The organism is Furfurilactobacillus curtus (assembly GCF_045862785.1).
GTDB lineage: Bacteria > Bacillota > Bacilli > Lactobacillales > Lactobacillaceae > Furfurilactobacillus > Furfurilactobacillus curtus.
On the sequence record NZ_BQXO01000004.1, the window covers coordinates 75061 to 95312 of the forward strand.

At 45.2% G+C, this 20252-nt stretch carries 14 protein-coding genes; 2 read left to right on the forward strand and 12 right to left on the reverse strand.

Annotation, left to right across the window (positions count from 1 at the left end; all coding sequences use genetic code 11):
* Positions 1-20: 20 nt before the first annotated feature.
* The 5 genes from ligA to ACKTR2_RS07630 all read right to left on the reverse strand — a co-directional run bounded on the left by ligA (position 21) and on the right by ACKTR2_RS07630 (position 7668).
* Complete coding sequence (gene ligA / locus ACKTR2_RS07610) at positions 21-2060, reverse strand: NAD-dependent DNA ligase LigA (RefSeq protein WP_407884146.1); 2040 nt, start codon at positions 2058-2060, stop codon at positions 21-23.
* Between the two features lie 22 nt (positions 2061-2082).
* Positions 2083-4389: a DNA helicase PcrA gene (gene pcrA, locus ACKTR2_RS07615; protein WP_407884148.1), complete on the reverse strand. Its 2307-nt coding sequence runs from the start codon at positions 4387-4389 to the stop codon at positions 2083-2085.
* A gap of 198 nt (positions 4390-4587) precedes the next feature.
* The gene (locus tag ACKTR2_RS07620; protein WP_407884150.1) at positions 4588-5784 is read right to left on the reverse strand and encodes an ATP-grasp domain-containing protein; all 1197 of its coding nucleotides are present in this window, start codon (positions 5782-5784) and stop codon (positions 4588-4590) included.
* Between the two features lie 179 nt (positions 5785-5963).
* Positions 5964-6647, reverse strand: coding sequence for a glycoside hydrolase family 73 protein (locus tag ACKTR2_RS07625; protein ID WP_407884152.1), 684 nt, complete (start codon positions 6645-6647; stop codon positions 5964-5966).
* A gap of 100 nt (positions 6648-6747) precedes the next feature.
* Entirely contained in the window at positions 6748-7668 is a 921-nt protein-coding gene (locus ACKTR2_RS07630) for a UbiA family prenyltransferase (protein ID WP_407884153.1), read from the reverse strand.
* Between the two features lie 176 nt (positions 7669-7844).
* Here ACKTR2_RS07630 and ACKTR2_RS07635 point away from each other — a divergent pair, with 176 nt between their 5' ends.
* Positions 7845-8819, forward strand: a complete 975-nt coding sequence (locus ACKTR2_RS07635; protein ID WP_407884155.1) for a polyprenyl synthetase family protein — start codon at positions 7845-7847, stop codon at positions 8817-8819.
* Positions 8820-8977: 158 nt separating this feature from the next.
* Entirely contained in the window at positions 8978-11080 is a 2103-nt protein-coding gene (locus ACKTR2_RS07640; protein WP_407884157.1) for a hypothetical protein, read from the forward strand.
* Positions 11081-11223: 143 nt separating this feature from the next.
* On the opposite strand, the gene ACKTR2_RS07645 is transcribed toward ACKTR2_RS07640, so the two are convergent.
* The 7 genes from ACKTR2_RS07645 to ACKTR2_RS07675 all read right to left on the reverse strand — a co-directional run bounded on the left by ACKTR2_RS07645 (position 11224) and on the right by ACKTR2_RS07675 (position 20221).
* The gene (locus ACKTR2_RS07645; protein ID WP_407884159.1) at positions 11224-11520 is read right to left on the reverse strand and encodes a hypothetical protein; all 297 of its coding nucleotides are present in this window, start codon (positions 11518-11520) and stop codon (positions 11224-11226) included.
* The gene (locus tag ACKTR2_RS07650; protein ID WP_407884161.1) at positions 11517-12881 is read right to left on the reverse strand and encodes a vWA domain-containing protein; all 1365 of its coding nucleotides are present in this window, start codon (positions 12879-12881) and stop codon (positions 11517-11519) included. The genes ACKTR2_RS07645 and ACKTR2_RS07650 overlap by 4 nt, the downstream gene beginning before the upstream one ends.
* Positions 12882-12890: 9 nt before the next feature.
* Positions 12891-14048, reverse strand: coding sequence for an AAA family ATPase (locus tag ACKTR2_RS07655; RefSeq protein ID WP_407884163.1), 1158 nt, complete (start codon positions 14046-14048; stop codon positions 12891-12893).
* A 167-nt stretch (positions 14049-14215) separates the two neighbouring features.
* Positions 14216-15964: a thiol reductant ABC exporter subunit CydC gene (gene cydC / locus ACKTR2_RS07660; RefSeq protein WP_407884165.1), complete on the reverse strand. Its 1749-nt coding sequence runs from the start codon at positions 15962-15964 to the stop codon at positions 14216-14218.
* Positions 15961-17706 carry a thiol reductant ABC exporter subunit CydD gene (gene cydD / locus ACKTR2_RS07665; RefSeq protein WP_407884167.1) on the reverse strand — a complete coding sequence of 582 codons (1746 nt, stop codon included), beginning with the start codon at positions 17704-17706 and terminating at the stop codon, positions 15961-15963. Before cydD ends, cydC begins: the two co-directional genes overlap by 4 nt.
* A 48-nt stretch (positions 17707-17754) precedes the next feature.
* Positions 17755-18753: a cytochrome d ubiquinol oxidase subunit II gene (gene cydB / locus ACKTR2_RS07670; protein ID WP_407884169.1), complete on the reverse strand. Its 999-nt coding sequence runs from the start codon at positions 18751-18753 to the stop codon at positions 17755-17757.
* Positions 18746-20221, reverse strand: a complete 1476-nt coding sequence (locus ACKTR2_RS07675) for a cytochrome ubiquinol oxidase subunit I (RefSeq protein ID WP_407884171.1) — start codon at positions 20219-20221, stop codon at positions 18746-18748. The genes cydB and ACKTR2_RS07675 overlap by 8 nt, the downstream gene beginning before the upstream one ends.
* Positions 20222-20252: the final 31 nt, after the last annotated feature.

Below are 20252 nucleotides of genomic sequence, written 5' to 3' on the forward strand. Positions count from 1 at the left end.
CAGTCTCCTCTTCATTTCGATCAATCTGGATCAGCAGACATGGTTTTAACAAATTGTGCTTCATCCCACACCGTGATGCCTAATGTCTGCGCTTTTGTTAACTTGCTACCTGCATCGGTCCCTACAATCACTAAGTCCGTTTTCTTTGAAACACTGCCAACCACCGTAGCACCATGATTGGTCAACCACGCTGTTGCTTCTGAGCGAGTAAACTGAGTTAATTTACCCGTTAAGACGACCCGTTTACCACCAAAAAAGGGATCATCAGCTGCTTGACGTTGGTCAACACCAGTATACGTCAGGTTCACCCCGACAGCCGTTAATTCGTCAACCAGCGCTTTTGCCGCAGCCGTGTGAAAATATTGGCTAACCGCGTCACCGATGACTAAACCCATGCCATCGATTTCCGCAATCTGAGCAGGCGTCGCTGCCATGACTGCTGCCAAGGTGTGAAAGTGGGCAGCAACCTGTTGGGCCGCTTTTGCACCTAAATGGCGAATGCCCAAGCCAAACAATAACCGCTCCAACGAATTATTGCGGCTATTATCAATCGCTGTCAACAGATTATGAGCCGATTTTTCGCCAAATTTATTTAAAGTTAACAAATCTTCGAATTTAAGTCGATACAAACCGGCGACATCCGTTAAAAGTTGTTGTTCCAGCAATTGGGTCACAATCGCCGGTCCCAATCCGTCGATGTTCATGGCATCACGAGACGCAAAATGGATCAAACCTTCTGTCACTTGAGCCGGACAGCTCGGATTGATGCACCGCAACGCAACTTCTTCGTCCACATGTACGAGCTCACGGCCACAAGAGGGACATTCAGTTGGGATTGGATACGGTTGACTATCGGCCGGCCGTTTACTGACGATGACTTCGCCAACTTCTGGAATAATGTCACCAGCCTTGTGCAGGGTCACCGTATCTCCTAAGCGCACCCCTTTTTCATTTAAATAATCCGGATTATGCAGCGAGGCTCTAGCCACAGTAGTTCCTGCTAACTGTACTGGATCCATAATCGCCGTTGGTGTCACAATGCCAGTGCGCCCCACTGTCCATTCGATCTCCCGAATAGTCGTCTGTTGCTCATCTGGTGGGAATTTGTAAGCAATTTCCCATCGTGGCACCTTGACTGTATTGCCTAATTCGTCTTGTTGATCAACGGGATCGACTTTAACGACAATGCCGTCGATACCGTAACTTAGGCTTTCTCGCTGAGTTGTATATTCATCAATGTAATTTTGGATTTCCGCCATATTATGGCAAACTTGCGCATGCGGATTAACGCTGAATCCGAGGGCCTCATAACGTTTCAGTGCTTCACTTTGTGTCGTAACACCCAGTGCACCAAAATCAGGCGTGTAGTAGATAAAAGTCGCCAACTCACGGGCCTTTGTCACGCGTGTGTCTAATTGGCGCAATGATCCGGCCGCCGCATTACGCGGATTTGCAAAGGGCGTCTTTCCTTCGGCCTCTTGACGTTCATTTAATTTGGCAAACGCAACTTTTGGCATATAACATTCACCACGAACTTCAATTGATAACGGCTCGGGTAACGTCATTGGAATGGATGCCACCGTTCGTAAATTTTCTGTGATGTCCTCGCCAATTCGACCATCTCCGCGGGTTGATCCCTGAACAAATCGCCCGTTTTCGTACACTAAGGAGATTGCCAAACCATCAATCTTAAGCTCACAATTGTAAGACATTTCATCTTGGCCGAGACTCTTTTTGGTACGTTGGTCGAATTCGGCAAGCTCACCAACGGAGAACACGTCCCCCATCGAGAGCATTGGGATGGCATGTGTGACCTTACTAAAGCCTGGTAACGTGACATCACCTACCTGTTGGGTGGGGGAGTCAGGCGTCACGATTTCGGGAAAAGCAGCTTCTAGGTCTAGTAACCTTTGATAAGCCATATCGTAAGTATGGTCTTCCACTGTGGGTGAGTCGGCAACATAGTATTGTTGTCGCCACAAATTTAGCTGATCGCGTAACTGACTAGCCACTTCATTAGCGTTTTGAACATTCATGTCCGATACTGGTTGATCTGCCATTGCGTCTGCTCCTTTGTCCAACTTATTTAGTTACTCTCGTAATCGGTGCAAAGGCGGCTAATAGCCGCTTGACCCCTTCTTGCGGAAAAGCGATGTCTAACTCGGCCCCCTCGCCCTCACCGCTTACCTTGACAACCGTTCCTTCGCCCCACTTTTTATGGGTAACTTTATCACCAGCTGTCCAACTCACTTTATCAGCCCCCGTGCCCTGAGCGCGATCGACTTTGGTGGCTTTCGTACCAACTGGTTGTCGTCGGTACGCCGTCGAAAGGCCACCTTCTGTTCGGCGATCAAATGGCGTCTTCAACCGGGATGATGTCAAACTACCGGCGCTTTGATTTTCACTAGCTAATAATTCTGGATTAATTTCGTCAATAAAGCGTGAGGCTGGATTAGTTTGCGTACGGCCGTACAGCAATCTAGAAAATGCATTTGTTAAATACAATTTCTCCTTAGCACGGGTAATTCCCACGTAGGCAAGTCGCCGTTCCTCTTCAAGTTCATCATTTTCCATGATTGCCCTTGAAAGTGGAAAGATGCCTTCTTCAAGCCCCATTAAGAAGACCACTGGAAATTCAAGCCCCTTAGCGGCGTGTAAAGTCATTAAAGTAACTGCACCGTTATCATCATCAACGTCATCTAAATCAGAAACTAATGCCAGATCTGCCAAAAAGTCAACGAACTTATCGCCACTACCCTCTGGAATCGGTTCGTTGACTGCTTCCATGTCGGTCGGTAGCACTGTACTCGGCTCGTAGTTATCGTCAAATTGCTTAGTCACGGACAAGAACTCTTCTAAGTTCTCAACCCGGGTGTCGTCTTCTAAAGAATGCGTCGCCTTTAATGCTGGCAAGTAACCGGTTTTATCCAAAAGCTGTTCGGTCAAATCCGTGACGCTAACAAATTCGCGCATTTTAGCAAAATCAGCCATTGATCGGCCAAATTCTTCAAATGCATTACGTGCTCTTGCTGGAATTCCGTTGGCAATGGTAACGTTTTGCGCGGCTGCCAATAACGACCACGAATTTTCGTTAGCGAAAGCCCGTAATTTTTCAATGGAACCACTACCCAAACCACGTTTAGGTTCATTAATAATTCGTTCAAAACTCAAGTTATCTTCCGGATTCACGACTAGGGTTAAATACGCCAAAATGTCGCGAATTTCCTTGCGATCGTAGAACTTGTGTCCACCAACCATATTGTACGGAATATTACTTTTGACTAACGCATCTTCAATTGTTCGCGATTGGGCATTTGTGCGATACAAAATCGCAAAATCACCGTAATCTCGATGGTGGTCGCGCATTTGCTGTTCGATTTTGCTGATGACATAATGGGCCTCGTCACGTTCACTTTGAGCCCGGTAATAAGCAATTTTTTCGCCGTCACCATTATCTGTCCATAATGCTTTTTTACGTCGCAATACATTGTTTTCGATCACATTGTTAGCCGCATTTAGAATAGTCTGAGTGGAACGATAATTTTGTTCAAGCATCACCGTATGAGCCTGTGGATAATCTTTTTCAAAATCCAAGATATTATTCATGTTGGCACCACGCCAGCCATAAATACTCTGATCGGCGTCACCCACAACACATAGGTTTTTGTATTTACCAGCTAATTGGCTAACTAATTTATATTGCGCGTCGTTAGTATCTTGATATTCATCCACATGAATATATTCAAACCGCTCTTGATAAAAGGTTAGAACGTCTGGGGCCTTTTCAAATAATTCAATGGTTAACATAATTAAATCATCGAAATCTAACGCTTGATTAGCTTTTAATTCACGTTGGTAATTATCGTAAACGGTCGCCGCAATTTTTTCGAATGGTGTGTTCGCCGCCTGTGCGTAATCCGCGGCCGTTTGCAATTCATTTTTAGCATTGGAAATTGCCGCTAATAGCGACCGGGGATCATACTGCTTGGGATCAATATTTTGCTCACGTAAAATACGTTTAACCAAGGTTCGCTGTTCGCCAGTATCAGTGATCGTAAATGCTTTGTTGTAGCCCAAGCGATCAATATCGCGACGCAAAATTCGCACACAAAGAGCATGGAATGTAGACACCCATACGGCTTCACCACTCTCGCCAAGCAATTGCCCTACTCGTTCACGCATTTCTCGAGCCGCCTTATTCGTGAATGTGATCGCTAAGATTCGCCAAGGCATCACATTTTTTTCTTCGATCAGATAGGCAACCCGATGCGTTAGTACCCGCGTCTTTCCTGACCCGGCACCCGCCATAATTAATAACGGGCCCGCCGTTGTCTGCACCGCTTCTTTTTGTTTGTCATTTAACCCTGCTAATAATGTGCTTGCACTCACGAATTTTGTCTCCCTCTCATTAAAAATCAGTAGGTTAAGTATACCAAATTCACGCCAAGCAAACCATCATCACGAACATACGTTTCGCCATCTTACCGGCCCACATCCAGCGAACTCAACACTAGTATCATTGATTTTTGCCAAAATTAAAACGCTCCGCACTCTGAATAGTTGGAACGTTTTGACTGTTATGAACACTTATAATGCCTGATTTCGTTCAATTCGACTCGGCGTTGGCGGAACCGGCCGCGCCGGATCCCAAATTGTCGTCGCTGACAACTGATTCAACGCATCTTGCACGGTCGGCGCTTGAATTAACACATGCCCAGCCGCCGGTGAAATTTGTCGACCACTCTTATGGTAAAAGACAAATTCCCAAGTCGCTTTCAGCAACCATTGCGTACGAATGGCTTCGAGTTGATCATCGTCGAAGGAAGCCAATACGGTGGCCGCATACTGAGTTGGAGCAGCTAATGGTAGCCCCGCAACCGCGTGTAAATGCACTTCGAACATGGTTTGGGTGGCCCCTTTATCAAATACTAACCCCGACCGATCCATGGCGGGCACTAAATCCCGCAAGAATAAATTGCCCGTTTCAGTGAGCAGAAAGCTCAGTTGAAATACTCCGTAGTAGTGAAGATGCGTCGCAATATTGACCGTCATACGTTTGATCTCCGCAGTAACATCAGCTGACAAACGTGCTGGCGCCAGTGCACGTAACAGCCGCCCTTGTTGATAATTAGTTTCAATGATTGGAAACACTTGGATTTGATCGTCCAGTTGATTAACTTGCGGATACCCTTTGGCAACAAGAACCGAAATTTCTTGGGCCTTGGGAATCGTAGCTTCTAAAATATGCGGGCCTTGCTGTAACATATCCGCAGCCAAAGGTGCATCAGCTTGTGAGCGCAAGGTCAATTGTTGCTCGGTCTCGATCCCCTTTTGAAGTGGCTTTAAAACAGCTGGATAGCCGATAGCCGCAGCTGAAACATAAATATCATCTAACTCAACCACCGTTGCATACGGCGGGATGTTGATGTTTAAACTTTCAAAAAAGGCGCGTTCCAAAGAACGATCTTGCATCATCGTCAGTGTTTCTGCCCCTTGTGGCACGCGGGTAAACTGACTGATAAATTCAATGACGCTGGCAGGAACATGCTCTGATTCATAGGTCACGACGTCACAGTTTTCGGCAAACGCCTGCAAGCGTTGCCGATCTGAAAAAGCGCCAATAAAAACGGCATCGGCTAAACTTGCAATTTCGCTGTTAGATTCAGATGTAAATGTTGCCACGTTGAGCCCAACGCGACGTGCAGCGTTGACCAACAGCGGTCCATTTGAACTGTTGCCAATGATCCCTAACGTATGTCCTGGATAAAGCGCTTGCTCTGCCAAAATGTATCTCCTCCTGTTTTTCGCACTTAGTGTAGGTGATATGTAAGCAATTGACAAGTTACCCGCTTAAAATTCGGATGCACTCAGACGAGATGCCCTTGTCTGATCCGACCGTTTCTGATCGGTCCTCTTGTCGATTATTACCTAGCAACTAGGTCCACGTTTGAAGCCGAAGCCATTTATGTCGGTTGGTCATAACGGTCTAGTCGATATTTTTCAATAATGGCGATGATTTTCGCGGTATAAGCAGGATCTGTTGCATACCCATCCTTTTGCAACGCAATCGCGCCATCATGATAATTAGTCGCGGCTAAAACGTCTGCATACTTATTTGGATTCCAATCCACGCCATTAACAAATAACTGTGCATGAGCCGTAAAAGATGCCTGCCAATTGGGATAAGTTCGGAACCGTGCATTAACCGTTTCATAATGGTCATCGACAAATTCTTGCGTGCTCAAGACGACGCCTGGTTCGTTGCTACCGGCCTTTACGCCAAAATAATTGTGATACGTTTTTGATAACGTGGATGTGCCCCAATCAGACTCTAGAATTGCTTGCGCAATTTGCAGACTGGCCAGCACTTTCGTCCGTTGCTGCAAAGACTGTGCGTACGGTGCAACCCGCCGAATAAAGGTGCGACGGGCCTGCGCCGTGGTTTGCTGTGGCGCTGGCTTCGTCGGGGGTGTCAAAATTTTTTGACCCACTCCGGTCACGGTCAAGACGATGATGACAGTTCCAAAAAGAACCAATCCTGTATTGAACCAGCGGAGATGCCCACGATAAAGGAAAAAACGTTTCAATTGCCGCCGCCAACGCTTCCACGTCCGTTTTAATTTAAATTGTCGCTTTTTTTTGGCCACTGAATTCAACCCTTCATGATAGTTGCTTTTATTTAACCACATTCGTAGAAAGAGCGGTGGCGACCAAACCAGCATCCAACAAAAAATTAACTTTTACCATTTACACATTGAATAAAATACCAATACCCATCGCTAATGCAAAAGAAACGGTCAAAATGACGGAATTTTTAATAGCATAGACAAAACTTTTAGACTTGATCATAACTGCACTAAAACGCAAATTATTCCGCCAAACTAACGGAAACGAAAGTAAGGCTAAGAGCGTTAGCTTCGGCAATAATCCAACTACGACACTGGCCACGAGCATGAGGTAGCCGAGGCCGTAGCTCAGCCACCAGATGAGCAACATGAATCGTTGTCCCAACAATACAACGATTGTCTTGCGCCCATTAAGTCGGTCTTCTTCCACGTCACACAAATTATTAGCCAGCATAATATTACTAATTGCAAAAACCGCTAATCCCGAAGCTAAAAAGACGTGACCGGCCATTGTCCATGTCAACGCGTGCTGCGGTGCCAGATTGACGTAAACTGTGGCCAACATGATTAAATACCCCATGGTCACCCCGGAAAAGACCTCGCCAAACGGCGTGTGTGAAATGGGTAAAGGGCCGCCAGCGTAAAAATAACCAACGACATATCCAATTATCCCCAAGGTCAAAAACCAGCCGCTAGTCGCCCCCCATGTTAGCTTTGTAACCACTAGCCCCAAAATAGCAGCTATGCTGCTTAGTCCAAGGATGATTTCGACGGCTAATCGTACGGAAATTTGGTAGTGTCCGACAACATTAGTGATCTTTTTAAATGTTTGCTCATCTTTCGCATAGATAAAATCTTGAATATTGTCATTAGCATTAACCGCCATATGCATGAGCTCAATCACTACAAAAAGTAGCAAACTAACGCCCAAATGGAATGCGCGCGCGTTGTACCAGACATACAACAGCCCTATAATGAATGGCAAAATGCTCGCTACCATGGATTGAATTTCGACAAATTCTAAAAAAACTTTTGGTTTCATATATACTTAACCAACTCTCTGCAGTTTTTACTTTTGCCACATAAGGTCCTTGGTCAATTCGTCGAGGGGCTTACATTGACAAGCTTAATTCACTTCTTGTAGCATAAAACAGATAACTACTGGTGTCACGGCACTTTTCTTGTGACCCAATTGAGAAAGAAGAGGACCAATTGCATATGGCTTCGTCTCTTTGGCAACGATTTCCAACAATCAACGCACAACTTCAAGATCTGATCGCCTATTTGCCAACCTTAATCAAGTCGGGTAATCCCGCGATCGATAACCGAATGAAAAACCTGATTAGCTCTGGTGGTAAATTGCTGCGGCCTGGATTCTTCTATATGTTCGCCCAGCTGGGTCAAGCGGCTGATCCCAAACGATTGCGTTCGGCCGCTGCCGCCATTGAATTATTACATACTGCGACCTTGATCCATGATGATGTTCTCGATAATGCTGACCAACGCCACGGTCAGCCAGCACTGCAAATTGTCACCGGAAACCGAACGGCCATTTATGCCGGAGACTTTCTATTTACCAGCTACTTCACTGAAATTTTAAAAGCGGCGGAAACCCGCGAGCAAATCCAAACGGCTAATGATATTATGCGGACAATTTTAGTCGGTGAGCTAGATCAATTGGCGCTGAACTTTCATACCGATGCCACAATCAGGGCTTATTTGAATGAAATTGAAGGCAAAACTGCCCGTTTATTCTCGTTTGCCGCCGGCATGGGTGTTGCCCTAAGTCATGGCGATAAAGCAACGCAAACGGCCGCTGAATCAATCGGTCTGTCACTAGGAATGGCTTATCAGATACGCGATGATATTTTAGATATTATTGCTGACCCCACGGCCGCCTCCAAGCCCGTTCGCCATGATTTACGACAAGGCGTCTACACACTACCATTACTACTTGCTAGTCGTAAGGAACCGGATTGGTTTGAAAGCGCGCTTGCTCACCCAACCAACTTAACTGACCAAGATGTTATCACGATTAACAATAAAATTATCGCACTAGACGGACCACAGGAGGCTGAACAACAAGTTCAAACTTATACGAGTCAGGCTCTAAAACTCAGCCAATCATTGCCAGCCCCCATTGGTAATCAGTTGCAACACCTACTAACAACTTTGCTAACACGTAAATCGTAACGCGATTCAAAGCATCCACTAATTTTCTTTTCGCACCTTGAGCGGTAGCATTCGCCACTAAGGATGAGTAAAATGAACTTAATACCGACAACAAAACGAGTTTAACGAAAACAGTTTAAACTCACTTTTTAAAGGAGGGGCTTGTCATTCAACTTGCATTGCGTCGAGCGGTAGCTGCCATCACCGCAATTGTTTTTGGCATTATTTTTTTCACCGCGCTTGCTCGCCAAACTGGTGATGTTAGTGGTGCATTATGGCTACTACCCTCCAGTTTATTTTTCATGTCCTTAACGGTCGGTGTCTTCATGGTCGTGATTAACTTGTGGCTTGGACGGCTATCCAATCGTTGGTCGAATTGGATCAGTCTCGTCATTTTAGTCGTTGCAATTGTCATTCAAGGATATATGGCGTTTAGCTTTGTCGGAATTGGTTCTAACGACCCCGCCTTAATTCGTCTGCAAGCCATGAACTTGGCTAATGGCTCTCGCCACTGGTTTAATTATTTCACTTGGTATCCACATAATGTCAACCTGACCATTGTTTTAGCTTGGTTAATTCAACTATTTCATGTCAAATCAACGCTAGCGGTCGGTTATCTGCTCAACATCGTAAACTTTATCCTCATTGATTTCACCTTGATCATGAGCTGGCGTCTGATCAAACGTTACGTAGCCACCAGTTCGGCGGCTATGTTTGCCTTACTTGCTGCTAGCTTTGCACCATTTTATTGGTTTGCGCTAACCTTTTATGTCGATAGCATCGCTGTCGTGATCCCGCTGATGATGATTATCTTACTCAACCGTTATTTTGCCCGTCACGATCCCATCGGCAAGATGACCTATGCTGGATGGATGGCACTAACCTTTACTTTAGGCTATCTAGTCAAACCAAATCTGTTAATTGTTCCAATTGCCATCTTTCTATATTGGTGCCTAGCTGCTAGGATTAATCGCACCTCTGTGATCCGCGGACTGGCTGGACTTGCCGTCTTCTTAGTGATCTGGTTTGCTGGTGTTGGCGTCAGTCACGTCGTGCAAACTGACTATGGTTATCGCCTCAATCAAAGTAAAAAACTCCCGACCGCGAGTTGGGCAGTCATGGGGTTAAATGCAGATAGTGGTGGACAGTTCACTGAAACTGACGCTAAACAAATGAGTGGAAATTCACCCAAAGCCAACCAACGGGCAACCCAAAGATTAGCTCACCAACGCCTGACAGAATTAGGTGTTTGGGGCGTGGTTAAGCAAGGATATCAGAAGACAATGAATATGTGGTCAACTGGAAATTTAACCATGTTCCAATCACCAGATCAATTTTTCAAACAACCAACATTCTATCAGGTACACAAAAACAAGCTCCAATTTTTGGCAATTAACCTCACCCAGATCATTTATATTACGGTGCTTGGTGCCCTTTTGATTGGCTCGCTATTTGAAATGCTCTCTCCAAGACGCAATCAAGTCTTGTTTTACGAATTAATTGTGCTTGGCATTTACACTATGCATACGATCTTCTGGACAGTTGATCCGCACTTTGCGTACATGACATTACCACTACTCTTCATGATGGCGGCAACCGGCTTACATGATATCAGTGATCTATTGCGACAGTTCTTTGCTCATCCAGCTTATGGCGAGCGTGGTCGTACATGGACCGGCATTGTCGTCTTGCTCATCTTTGCAATTGGTTTAGGCTATGCAGATCATCATAATCGTCAACCGCTCGTTGAAACCGCTGTGACGCAAACACAAGTGGTTAGTTCGCAACTTGTTTCTAACTACGCCCAACGAGATTTGTTAACCATCAAACCACATCACTCGATCGTTCAACCAGTTGTCGCCAATCGACCATTCAGTCAGTTAACGCTACCAGAGGTCACAAATCAGTCCGATAAACTGTCCGTCGGACTGCAATTGAATGGTCACACGCTCTATCAATGGTCGGCCGATGATATCGATGCAGGGTTGGCAAACACACTGCAAGATCCTGGGCATTATACGTTAAAAATTACCAACTATACGGATCATTCCTTCAGCCTGCCGACGACAGCTAGTCCCTATCTGCCACTAACTGAGCGTTCGATCAATGGACATCCAGCCCATTACTTGCGTTATCGTGTTCTAAATGTGTTCAGTACACCCATTATTACAAACAAACAATATCAATTATTGTTCATTAGTTTCGCTATCCTAGCAATCATTAGCGCGTTAGGATTGGAATATTGGCCAGATCCAAACTGGCAAGAGCCAAGCCTTGATTAATTAAGCTATCGCGCCGAAAAGTTCAAGACAAAAGTAAACTACTATCAATACACAAGAACGGGACGTCAGTCAATTCGACTGACGTCCCGTTCTTGCGTAAATGTGCACATTTCCATCCATGATAGCTCCCACCCGCTCTTTGACTAACCATCTTCTCGATTAAGCCAGGTCTTTGCCTCTGATGATAGAAATGGCGCCAATCGACGCCGAACTACTTGTCGCTGCGCAAAACTCACCAATTGATTAGTCGGTTGTTCCACGACTTTCGCTGCGGCTAATTGACTAGCAAACTGTAAATCCGCTACCGTGATGTAACTGACAAATAACGGATTATCCAAAACAATGGCTTGCCAATCATTATTCAGTATTGATCGCGCACGAAGATAACTAGGTTCAAGATTAACAACAGCCGCCCACTGTTTTTCAGAAAGCTGAATCACTTAATTTCACCCCCATCACGCGTTAATGGAAAAACCCAACCGGGTGGTGATTGAACACTCAGCTCATGCCCAGCCGTGACTAACCACAAAACTCGTGTAAAGCCTTCCGCTGTGATCACTGATTCTCCCTGTCCATCCGTTAACACTAATACGATTGGTGGCTGCTCCCACTTAACCTGACTGGCTAAATAATCAAATATCGCTTGAAAACGCGTACCACCACCTACCTGACGTCGAAAAAAATCTGTCGGTAATTTAATCTGACCGGCTGCTAATGTCACTGACCGTTGCACGTCAGCGTCAAAAAATAGAACCGTGATGGATGCTGGTGTCGCTCGCATAATCGCCTGCACCGTCGTTAAAAATGTTGTCAATGTGTCCAAGTCAATGGACGCTGACTCATCAACTGCAATGACCAGCTCAGCCACTCGTCGTTGTAATTGTCCTGGTAATTCCATTCGGTAAGGTTGCCGTCGATTAAAGCGCGCGTAACTGGTTTGTTGCCCCAAAGGCATAGAACCAGTAAGTCTAGCCAGCCACGCCTGCCACGGCTGGTTTTGCCATCGGTGCCTTAACCGGGAAATTTGCGCGGTGACGGTACTTGGCAGTCGACCTCGCTGCACGGACGTTGTTTGTGCAAGGGCCTGCCGTAATAAGCAGTAAATTTGCTCATTTGCCTGTTGATTATTATGGTGCGATAACGTCTGCCAAGTGCTTGGATCATCGACGAGTTGACTAGTTATCGACTTAATTTGGTCTAAGCGATGGCGACCATTCCTACGCTGTGAAACGGCGGTTGGCTGACGGCTGAGTGAATCATTGAACTTTGCTTGCTTGGCATCAGCTGAACTATCAGGATCAGCCGATTGAGAAGAACTTTCCCGTAAAGCCTTTAGATAAAGTTGTGAATCTGCATTAGCTGGTAAATGACGACCAAGCTGCTGATTCAACGCGGCTAACGTCCACGTTTGCGGTAAAGGATGATTCATCATTTGATTGACGGCAACATCGGTGGCGATTGCCACTGTAGCGACATCAGCTTCAAAGGCGTAACGCAGTGGATGTTCCCATAAGAGATGCAGACTGAGGTGTATCAACATCGCCTGGATTTCATCAACATTAACAACCGTCGACCAGCATCGATCGTTAATCAATAAGCCTAGTTGCGGTCCTTGCCATCCTAGAGCAAACAACGTACTGGCCGTACTTTCATAACGTCGTGGCAATTGAACGAGTAAATGACCATAAAATGGCTGTTCCCGCATGAAGGTCGCTAACAAATCGCTGACGAATGGTTCACTATCACCGGTTCTAACAGAATTCTGTTGTAAATGATGCAATTGCTGATCTAAATTTGCCATTGGGCGCTTTCAATCTCCCACATTTATACGTCGTAACACTAATTGTAATAATTGCCGGCTGGCCGCTTGATCGGCCGCCTGTAGCGCCGCCAACCATTTTGGCTGCTGACTTAGGGTAGTCGACACAGCAACTTGACCATCAATTGGCAACAATTGAATCAACGCTTGCAATCGCGCCGCATTCACAGACTGGCTTAGTGGAAAGTCTTCAGTCATCCCTGCCGTAACTAACAAAGCTTGTTGTTGAGCAACTGATAATTGGGTAAATCGGGTTTGCAAGGAGGCTGGTAAGGGGGAGTCCAGTTCTTCATAAAGTTCGGGAACTGTCAATGTTTGATTCAACCAGGCGTGGAAACGTGATCCGACCGTCTCGCCAAGATCACCTAAAATGACTTCAAATTGCACAGCTTGTTGGACAGGTTTAGATAATCCGTCTAATGCTCGTAAATTGTTAGCAACCCGCGTCCAAGCCCGAGGCGTCGGATACAAATCTGCGTCAGGATGTAACGGACGTAAATCATCAGGATATTCACGTAAATAATTTTGCACACGCCGATCAATGTTAGCTTGCCCCTGATCATTTATTTGCTTTGCCCACTGCAACCAATCGTCGAGATTTACTTGCATGACCAACCGCGTCGTCCGATCTTTAATTGCATCATCGCCGGCAGTCACTCCGTAGAAATGATCGTCAAACCCGTTCATCGTCGCATCCGGATTGGCTGCTAAAATCAATTTCACCTGTTGCGGCAAGGTAAGTGTATTGATTTGGCGTTGCAATACCAGATTCATCAGCTCACTTTGAACCGCTTGCGAACCACGATTGAATTCATCAAGAAACCAAATGATCGGTTGTTGCGGATGAGTTTGCGCATACTGAATCAATTCAATAAGCGTATGCGCATAACCATACTGCACATCCGCAAGTCGCCCATATGATGTGGTTTGAACAAAACTAGCTTCGGTTAACGGCGGCACTGGAATCGCGAGATCCCCCTTTTCAGACAGACTAACCACCGTCGTAAATAATTTAGCACCCATTGAGGCTGCCACATCAGCGACTAACGCTGATTTACCGATACCGGCTTCTCCCACAATGTTAGGAACATTGCCGGCTTCAATAATCGCAGGAATGACCGTTTTTAATGCTTGATAAGATAACGCCAACACTAAATCCTCCTCGTCTATTTCAGTCGTGTCCTCATTATAGTCGTTTCCAGCTTAAAGCACCTAAACAAACGACACAGGTCAACGGCCGCTTACAACAAAAAGCCACTAGAATTAGCAAAAGCACTAATTATAGCGGCTTAATAACCATTAACTGGCAGAATTTTTCAATCAGTCCGACCCTTATCTAAATTATAAAGGCGCCGGAATCGTGCACTCGTTTGATATAGCTCATGCGGCTCACCAGCCAGTTCAAACTGACCATCCTCCATAAAACGAACGGATTTAACGTGCGTAATCCCCTCTAAATGGTGGGTCACCCAGATAATTGTTTTATCGGCCAATAAATCAAAGACCGTATTCAACAACTCGTGTTCAGTAATTGGATCCAGGCTAACAGTCGGTTCATCTAAAATGATGATTGGTGCGTCCTGCAACAGAATTCGGGCCAATGCAAAGCGCTGTCGTTCACCACCCGAAAAACGCGCCCCAGCTTCATCTACGACGGTATTTTCACCATCAGGCAGACTGGCGACTAAACCATCTAATTCAACCGCCTTCAAGGCCGCACGCACTTGTTCATCCGTTGCGTTTAGATTTCCTAGGCGCACATTATTGAGAATCGTTGTATTAAACAAGTATGGTTGTTGATCTAGCACACCAAATAATTGACCACGTTGCTCCTGTAGCGCAGCAATCGGAATTCCATTGACGGTAACGGTTCCGTTAGTGGGGGTCTCATCGCCTAAAACCAATTTAAGTAACGTGGACTTGCCCGTCCCAGAAGGGCCAAGTAACGCAACTTTATCGCCGCGATCGATGGTCCAATTGAGATGGTCTAACACCGGTCGGCTAGCTGATTCATATTGAAATGAGGTCTCCTTTAGTTCGAGCGTTTCAAAATCTGCCACAGCTAACTGTTGTTGTGGAATCGTCTCAGGTACTGTTTGATCCAATTGATTGACACGTTTAATCGAATCTTGGTAGACCGGCCATTCTGAAACTCCTTGTGGCAATGAGGCGAAAGCATCAGTGGCCGGAAAAATGGCTAAGACAAAAGCTGCAATCCAATTGATGGCAAGATGCGTTGTATTAAAATAATTTCCCGCCCAGTAAATCATACAAATTGCAATGACACCGATAACGAGTTGTACAACTAAATCACGCCACCACTGAAATTTATCATCTGTATCTTGCAACTTTCCCATCGCTTTAATGGGCGTTAGCTGACGCTCCATAAAATCGGTCTGCCGCCCAGAGATCATCCAATCGCCGACGCCTAAGACAGCATCCGTCATTGCAGTATACAACTGTTGCTGGGTTTGCTTTTGCTTGAACTCGCGAGCACCATTCAATGCAACCGAAGCTAAGGGCATAATGATGACAATCACACCGAGCAATAGAAACATTAACCCAGCAAACGCCCAGCTAAAGGTACCTAATGCGATAATGACAAAAAGATATAACCCCCAGCCCACGATCAGTGGAAATACGGTGCGCAAATACAGATTTTCAATATGGTTAATATCTTCAGCTAGTAGCCCGAGAATGTCTCCTGTTTGATGACGCTGACGAATCGCGACAGCATCCCGTTCTACAGATTGATAAAGTTTCTTACGAAAATCCGAGACAATTCGCAACACCCAGTTATGACTGGTTAAGCGCTCTGCATATTTAAAAGATGGTCGTGCAATCCCGAAAGCCCGTACCAACACCGTCGTCGCATAAATCAGCATAATATTAAAAGGATGCTGTGCGGCCCGGCTAATTAAATAACCAGAGGTGAACATTAAGGCTGATCCGGTAATCGTCGTCAAAATTCCCAGTAGCAATACAGTCACTAACAAGGCACGATACTTACGTAGGTATGGCATGACCCATGAGTCATGACGAAATGTGTCAAAAAAACCCTTCATAATTCGTCACCTCCCATTTCTCGCCGTAATGCTGTAAAGGCCCCGTCTTTGGCTGCTAACTGAGCCGGCGTTCCCTGCTCAACGATCTGACCATGTTCAATAACCAAGAGATAATCCATCTCATTTAACCAGTGTAAACGGTGTGTCGCAAAGAACACTAAATGATTTTTAAAAACCGGCTTAATAGCTTCTTTCAGTTCAACCTCTGTTTCAATATCTAAATGAGCGGTTGGCTCATCGAAGAGTAAGATTCGTCGATCCTGATCTAGGAAGGCCCGTGCTAACGCGATTCGCTGAGCTTGACCTCCTGAAACACCCCGCGCACCTTCACCAATAGGTGTTTTCAAACCTTCCGGTAACGTTGCCACCCAATTCGTTAGTCCGGCCTGAGCGACAGCTCGTTCTACATCAGCCACACTCGCCGATGGTGTATAAAATTTAATATTGTCGACTAAACTAGCATGAAACAGATAGGGGGCTTGCGGGATATAAAGAAAACGTGACTGCCAGTTCGTTTGACTTAAATGTGGCACCGTGGTCCCATTAACTGAGATCTTTTGGTCATCGGACTGATCTGGTAATAAGAAACCACCCAATAGGTTAATTAATGTTGATTTTCCCGATCCGGAAGGGCCAATAATGCCAATTTTTTCAAACCCTTTGGCAGTTAACGAGACATCTTTTAGTGAATCCAACGTTTGACCAGCATCGTAACTAAAGTTGACATGTGATAACGTCAGCAAGCTATCTTCACTCCAACTGGGTTGTTGAGCAGGAAGCACGCCTCGATCGGTTGGCTCCGGTTGCGCTAAAATCTCTAAAACTGCCGTTAACGCATTTTTACCATTAAGAGTGGCATGATAATCATTAGCAAAATTACGGATTGGCAAAAAATATTCTGGTGCCAAAATTAATAAGGTTAACGCGGGAAATAATGCAATCCGTCCTGCGACCAGACTTAAGCCAAGAAAGACTGCCACCACGGCAATCGATAAAGTCGTAAAAAAGTCCAATGCAAATGTCGATAGGATCGCGATGGTCAAGGTACCCATCGTTTTCTTGCGATGATCTTCGGAAACCGCATAAATATTGTTGGCATACTTTTGGCTTAAGCCCAGTTGTTTGAGCGTTGGTAGCCCTCGTAAAGCATCAACAAAGTTATTTGATAATTGCGTATAGCTAGCGTATTCGCGATTCGCTTTATCACGTGCCGCATAGCCTAAAATGATCATAAATAAAATAATCACAGGGAAAATAAAAAGGAGAAATAATGCCTCAGGCCAACGTAAAAAGAACATATAAATTATCAAAATTGTGGGGATAATCATCATATCGAATATCTTGATGACGACTAACATTAAGTATGTCGTCACTTGATTCATTCCTTCTAACGCCATCGTGACAACATTCCCCGTTCCCTGCTTGGCAACAATGGCTGGTCCAATATTCACAAGTTTTTGCAACAATTGTTGACGTAGATTAAACACGGTTCGGTCAACCCATGGCTGCATAACTCGGTTTTTGAGCATTACCAATACTTGACGTAATGCAAACGCGCTGGCAAACAATAGAACAGGCATCAGAATGGTCGATTCTGGCTGCCGATTCCATAAATCAGTTAACGTTCGCGACAGAAATCGCCCTTGAAATAAAATACTAAATGCTTGCAGGACCACCAGCCCTGCAAGCATTAGTAAAATCTTGGTAATGCCAGGTAAACGAAACACACGTCGATCAATCATTAATTCTCGATCTCCTTAATTTCCTGGCAGTGACATTGCAATGAATGACTAGCTTGCTTTAATTCGTTTGTAAAAAACCCAATAACTCCAAATTTGGTAAGCCAAGACAAACGGCAAAATCCCAAATGCAACCCAAGTCATTAAGTTCAACGTATAAGCAGAGCTAGAAGCATTTTTGATCAGAATACTATTAACACCGTTATTGGCCACCATTACGCGTGGGAAGATCCCGACAAATAATAATGTCACGACAGCCGGCAACGTCAGTCCACCAGCGATAAAGGACGTTACTTCCCAATCACGCAAAGTCCCGATATAAGCAATCAAGCTTAATAGCACAATGATCGCTAAAATCGTCGTCGTTAAGACCGGTTTCTTTGTAAAGAAGTCTGTATAGACGTAAACCAAAATCGCGAAAACGACTTCACCAGCAAAAAGCACCGGATAGAGGACTTTACCATAAGATCGTGCCCGGTCACGCAATGATCCCGCGACTTTTAACCGCACAAAGTTTAGCCCATGCAAGTAACTCAATAGCGCGACCGCGACACCACCGACGATAGAGAACCAGTTCACGTAGTCGGTAAAGTGTCCAATAATATCGCCTTGAGCGTCGATTGGCATCCCTTTGACCATGTCCGTGAAGATCATGCCCAATAAGAATGGGACCGCTAACGAAGAAATCATCAACGACCATTCCCAGAAGCGTCTCCAAAAATCAGTGCGCATATCCTTACGAAATTCAAAAGAAACTCCGCGCATAATTAAACCAACTAAGACGAGTAAGAACATGACATAAAAGCCTGAGAATAAGGAAGCATACCATGCACCGAATGAGGCAAACATGGCACCACCTGCCGTTATCAGATAAACCTCGTTACCATCCCAGTGAGGACCAATTGAGGCCACTAAATTATTTCGTTCTCGATCGGTCTGCGCTAACGTGTGCATTGACATACCCACGCCAAAATCAAATCCTTCAAGGAAGAAAAAGATGGCAAATAGCAACCCAATCAGAATGAACCATAATAGTTGTAAGTTACTCATGGTTGAAGGCCCCCTTTGCATAAGGATCGACAGTTGTTTGACTGTCATCATCATCGTCCTCAACGTAGCTTGGATCCAAATCGTCAGCATCAGGGCCGCTGACCAGCACTCGATGGCTTAAAACAATCATCACAGCGCCCATTCCAGCAAAGAGTAAGAAGTAAATAATGTTGCTAAAGAGTAACGAAGCAGCTGTAACGTGTGGCGACACTGCATCAGCAATCGTTAACAGGCCATAAACGACCCATGGATAACGACCCAACTCAGTAATAAACCAACCTGCCGTATTTGCGATAAATGGAAGCCAAAGGCATAGTCCCAAAATGTATAGGAACCAACGATATCGCACAATTTGGTCGGATTTTTTGCGGTTGAAGTACAGTCCTAAAATGGCGACTAATGCAAAGACACCTGCCGAAACCGCCATCACACGGAAGCTGTAGAACAAAGTTCTCATTGGCACGAAGTAGTTCATATCCTTGCCAAATTTTTTGTCATACTTCTGATGTAATTCTTTGTTAATTGGGTTTGCCCCTTGTACGGCCCCACTAGTCTTATGGTAAGACAAAATACTTAAGACATAAGGAATTTCGATACTCCATTTAACCTGATGACCCTTCGTATCCATACCTTCCACAACTGACCAAGAGGCATGAGTCGCCGTTGTTTTGTAAATCCCTTCTGTGGCCGCGAACTTCATTGGCTGGTTTTTGATGATGTATTGCGTCTGTTGATCCCCTGCCGCAGTGACACCAACGGCAGCAACTAGTCCAACAATCAAACTAATCTTGATGCTCTTGCGCCAAAATTCAACATCTTTGCCTTTCAGTAACCGCCAAGCTGAAGAACCAGCGATAACAAATGCCGCTGTGATGAATGCCCCGAATAACACGTGCGGTAGTTCATACCACAATTGCGGGTTCTTAACGACATCGGCAAAACTAACCATCACTGCCTTAGTATTACCGTTGGCGGTCTTTAATGCGTAGCCAACTGGATCCTGCATGAAAGAGTTAGCAGCTAAAATCCAGACAGCCGATAATGCTGATCCCAACGCTGTTAGCCAAATGAACAAGCAGTGCCACACTGGCTTAAACCGATCCCAAGTAAACATCCACAGTCCAATGAATGTTGACTCCAAGAAGAAGGCCGCCAATGCTTCGATGGCCAATGGTGCACCAAAGATATCCCCCATAAAACGTGAATATTGTGACCAGTTCATCCCAAATTGGAATTCTTGGATAATCCCAGTCACAACTCCGACAGCAAAGGATAGAAGAAAGATTTTGCCCCAGAATTGAGTCATCTTTTTATAGATTTCCTTTTTCTGGATGACATAGTTGGTTTCCATGATAGCAACGACCACCGCCATTCCGATTGAAAACGGAACAAAGAAGAAGTGGAACACCGTAGTCATTGCAAATTGGAAACGCGCTAACGAAAGAATGCTCAAGCCAAATATTGTCATCGTACAGCGCTCCTTTAGAATAATTGCGAGT

Excerpts from the sequence above, each read along its gene's own strand:
- ligA (WP_407884146.1), bottom strand. The coding sequence starts at position 2,060 with ATGGCAGATCAACCAGTATCGGACATGAATGTTCAAAACGCTAATGAA.
- ACKTR2_RS07630 (WP_407884153.1), bottom strand. The coding sequence starts at position 7,668 with ATGAAACCAAAAGTTTTTTTAGAATTTGTCGAAATTCAATCCATGGTA.
- ACKTR2_RS07635 (WP_407884155.1), top strand. The coding sequence starts at position 7,845 with ATGGCTTCGTCTCTTTGGCAACGATTTCCAACAATCAACGCACAACTT.
- ACKTR2_RS07650 (WP_407884161.1), bottom strand. The coding sequence starts at position 12,881 with ATGGCAAATTTAGATCAGCAATTGCATCATTTACAACAGAATTCTGTT.
- cydC (WP_407884165.1), bottom strand. The coding sequence starts at position 15,964 with ATGAAGGGTTTTTTTGACACATTTCGTCATGACTCATGGGTCATGCCA.
- cydD (WP_407884167.1), bottom strand. The coding sequence starts at position 17,706 with ATGATTGATCGACGTGTGTTTCGTTTACCTGGCATTACCAAGATTTTA.
- cydB (WP_407884169.1), bottom strand. The coding sequence starts at position 18,753 with ATGAGTAACTTACAACTATTATGGTTCATTCTGATTGGGTTGCTATTT.
- ACKTR2_RS07675 (WP_407884171.1), bottom strand. The coding sequence starts at position 20,221 with ATGACAATATTTGGCTTGAGCATTCTTTCGTTAGCGCGTTTCCAATTT.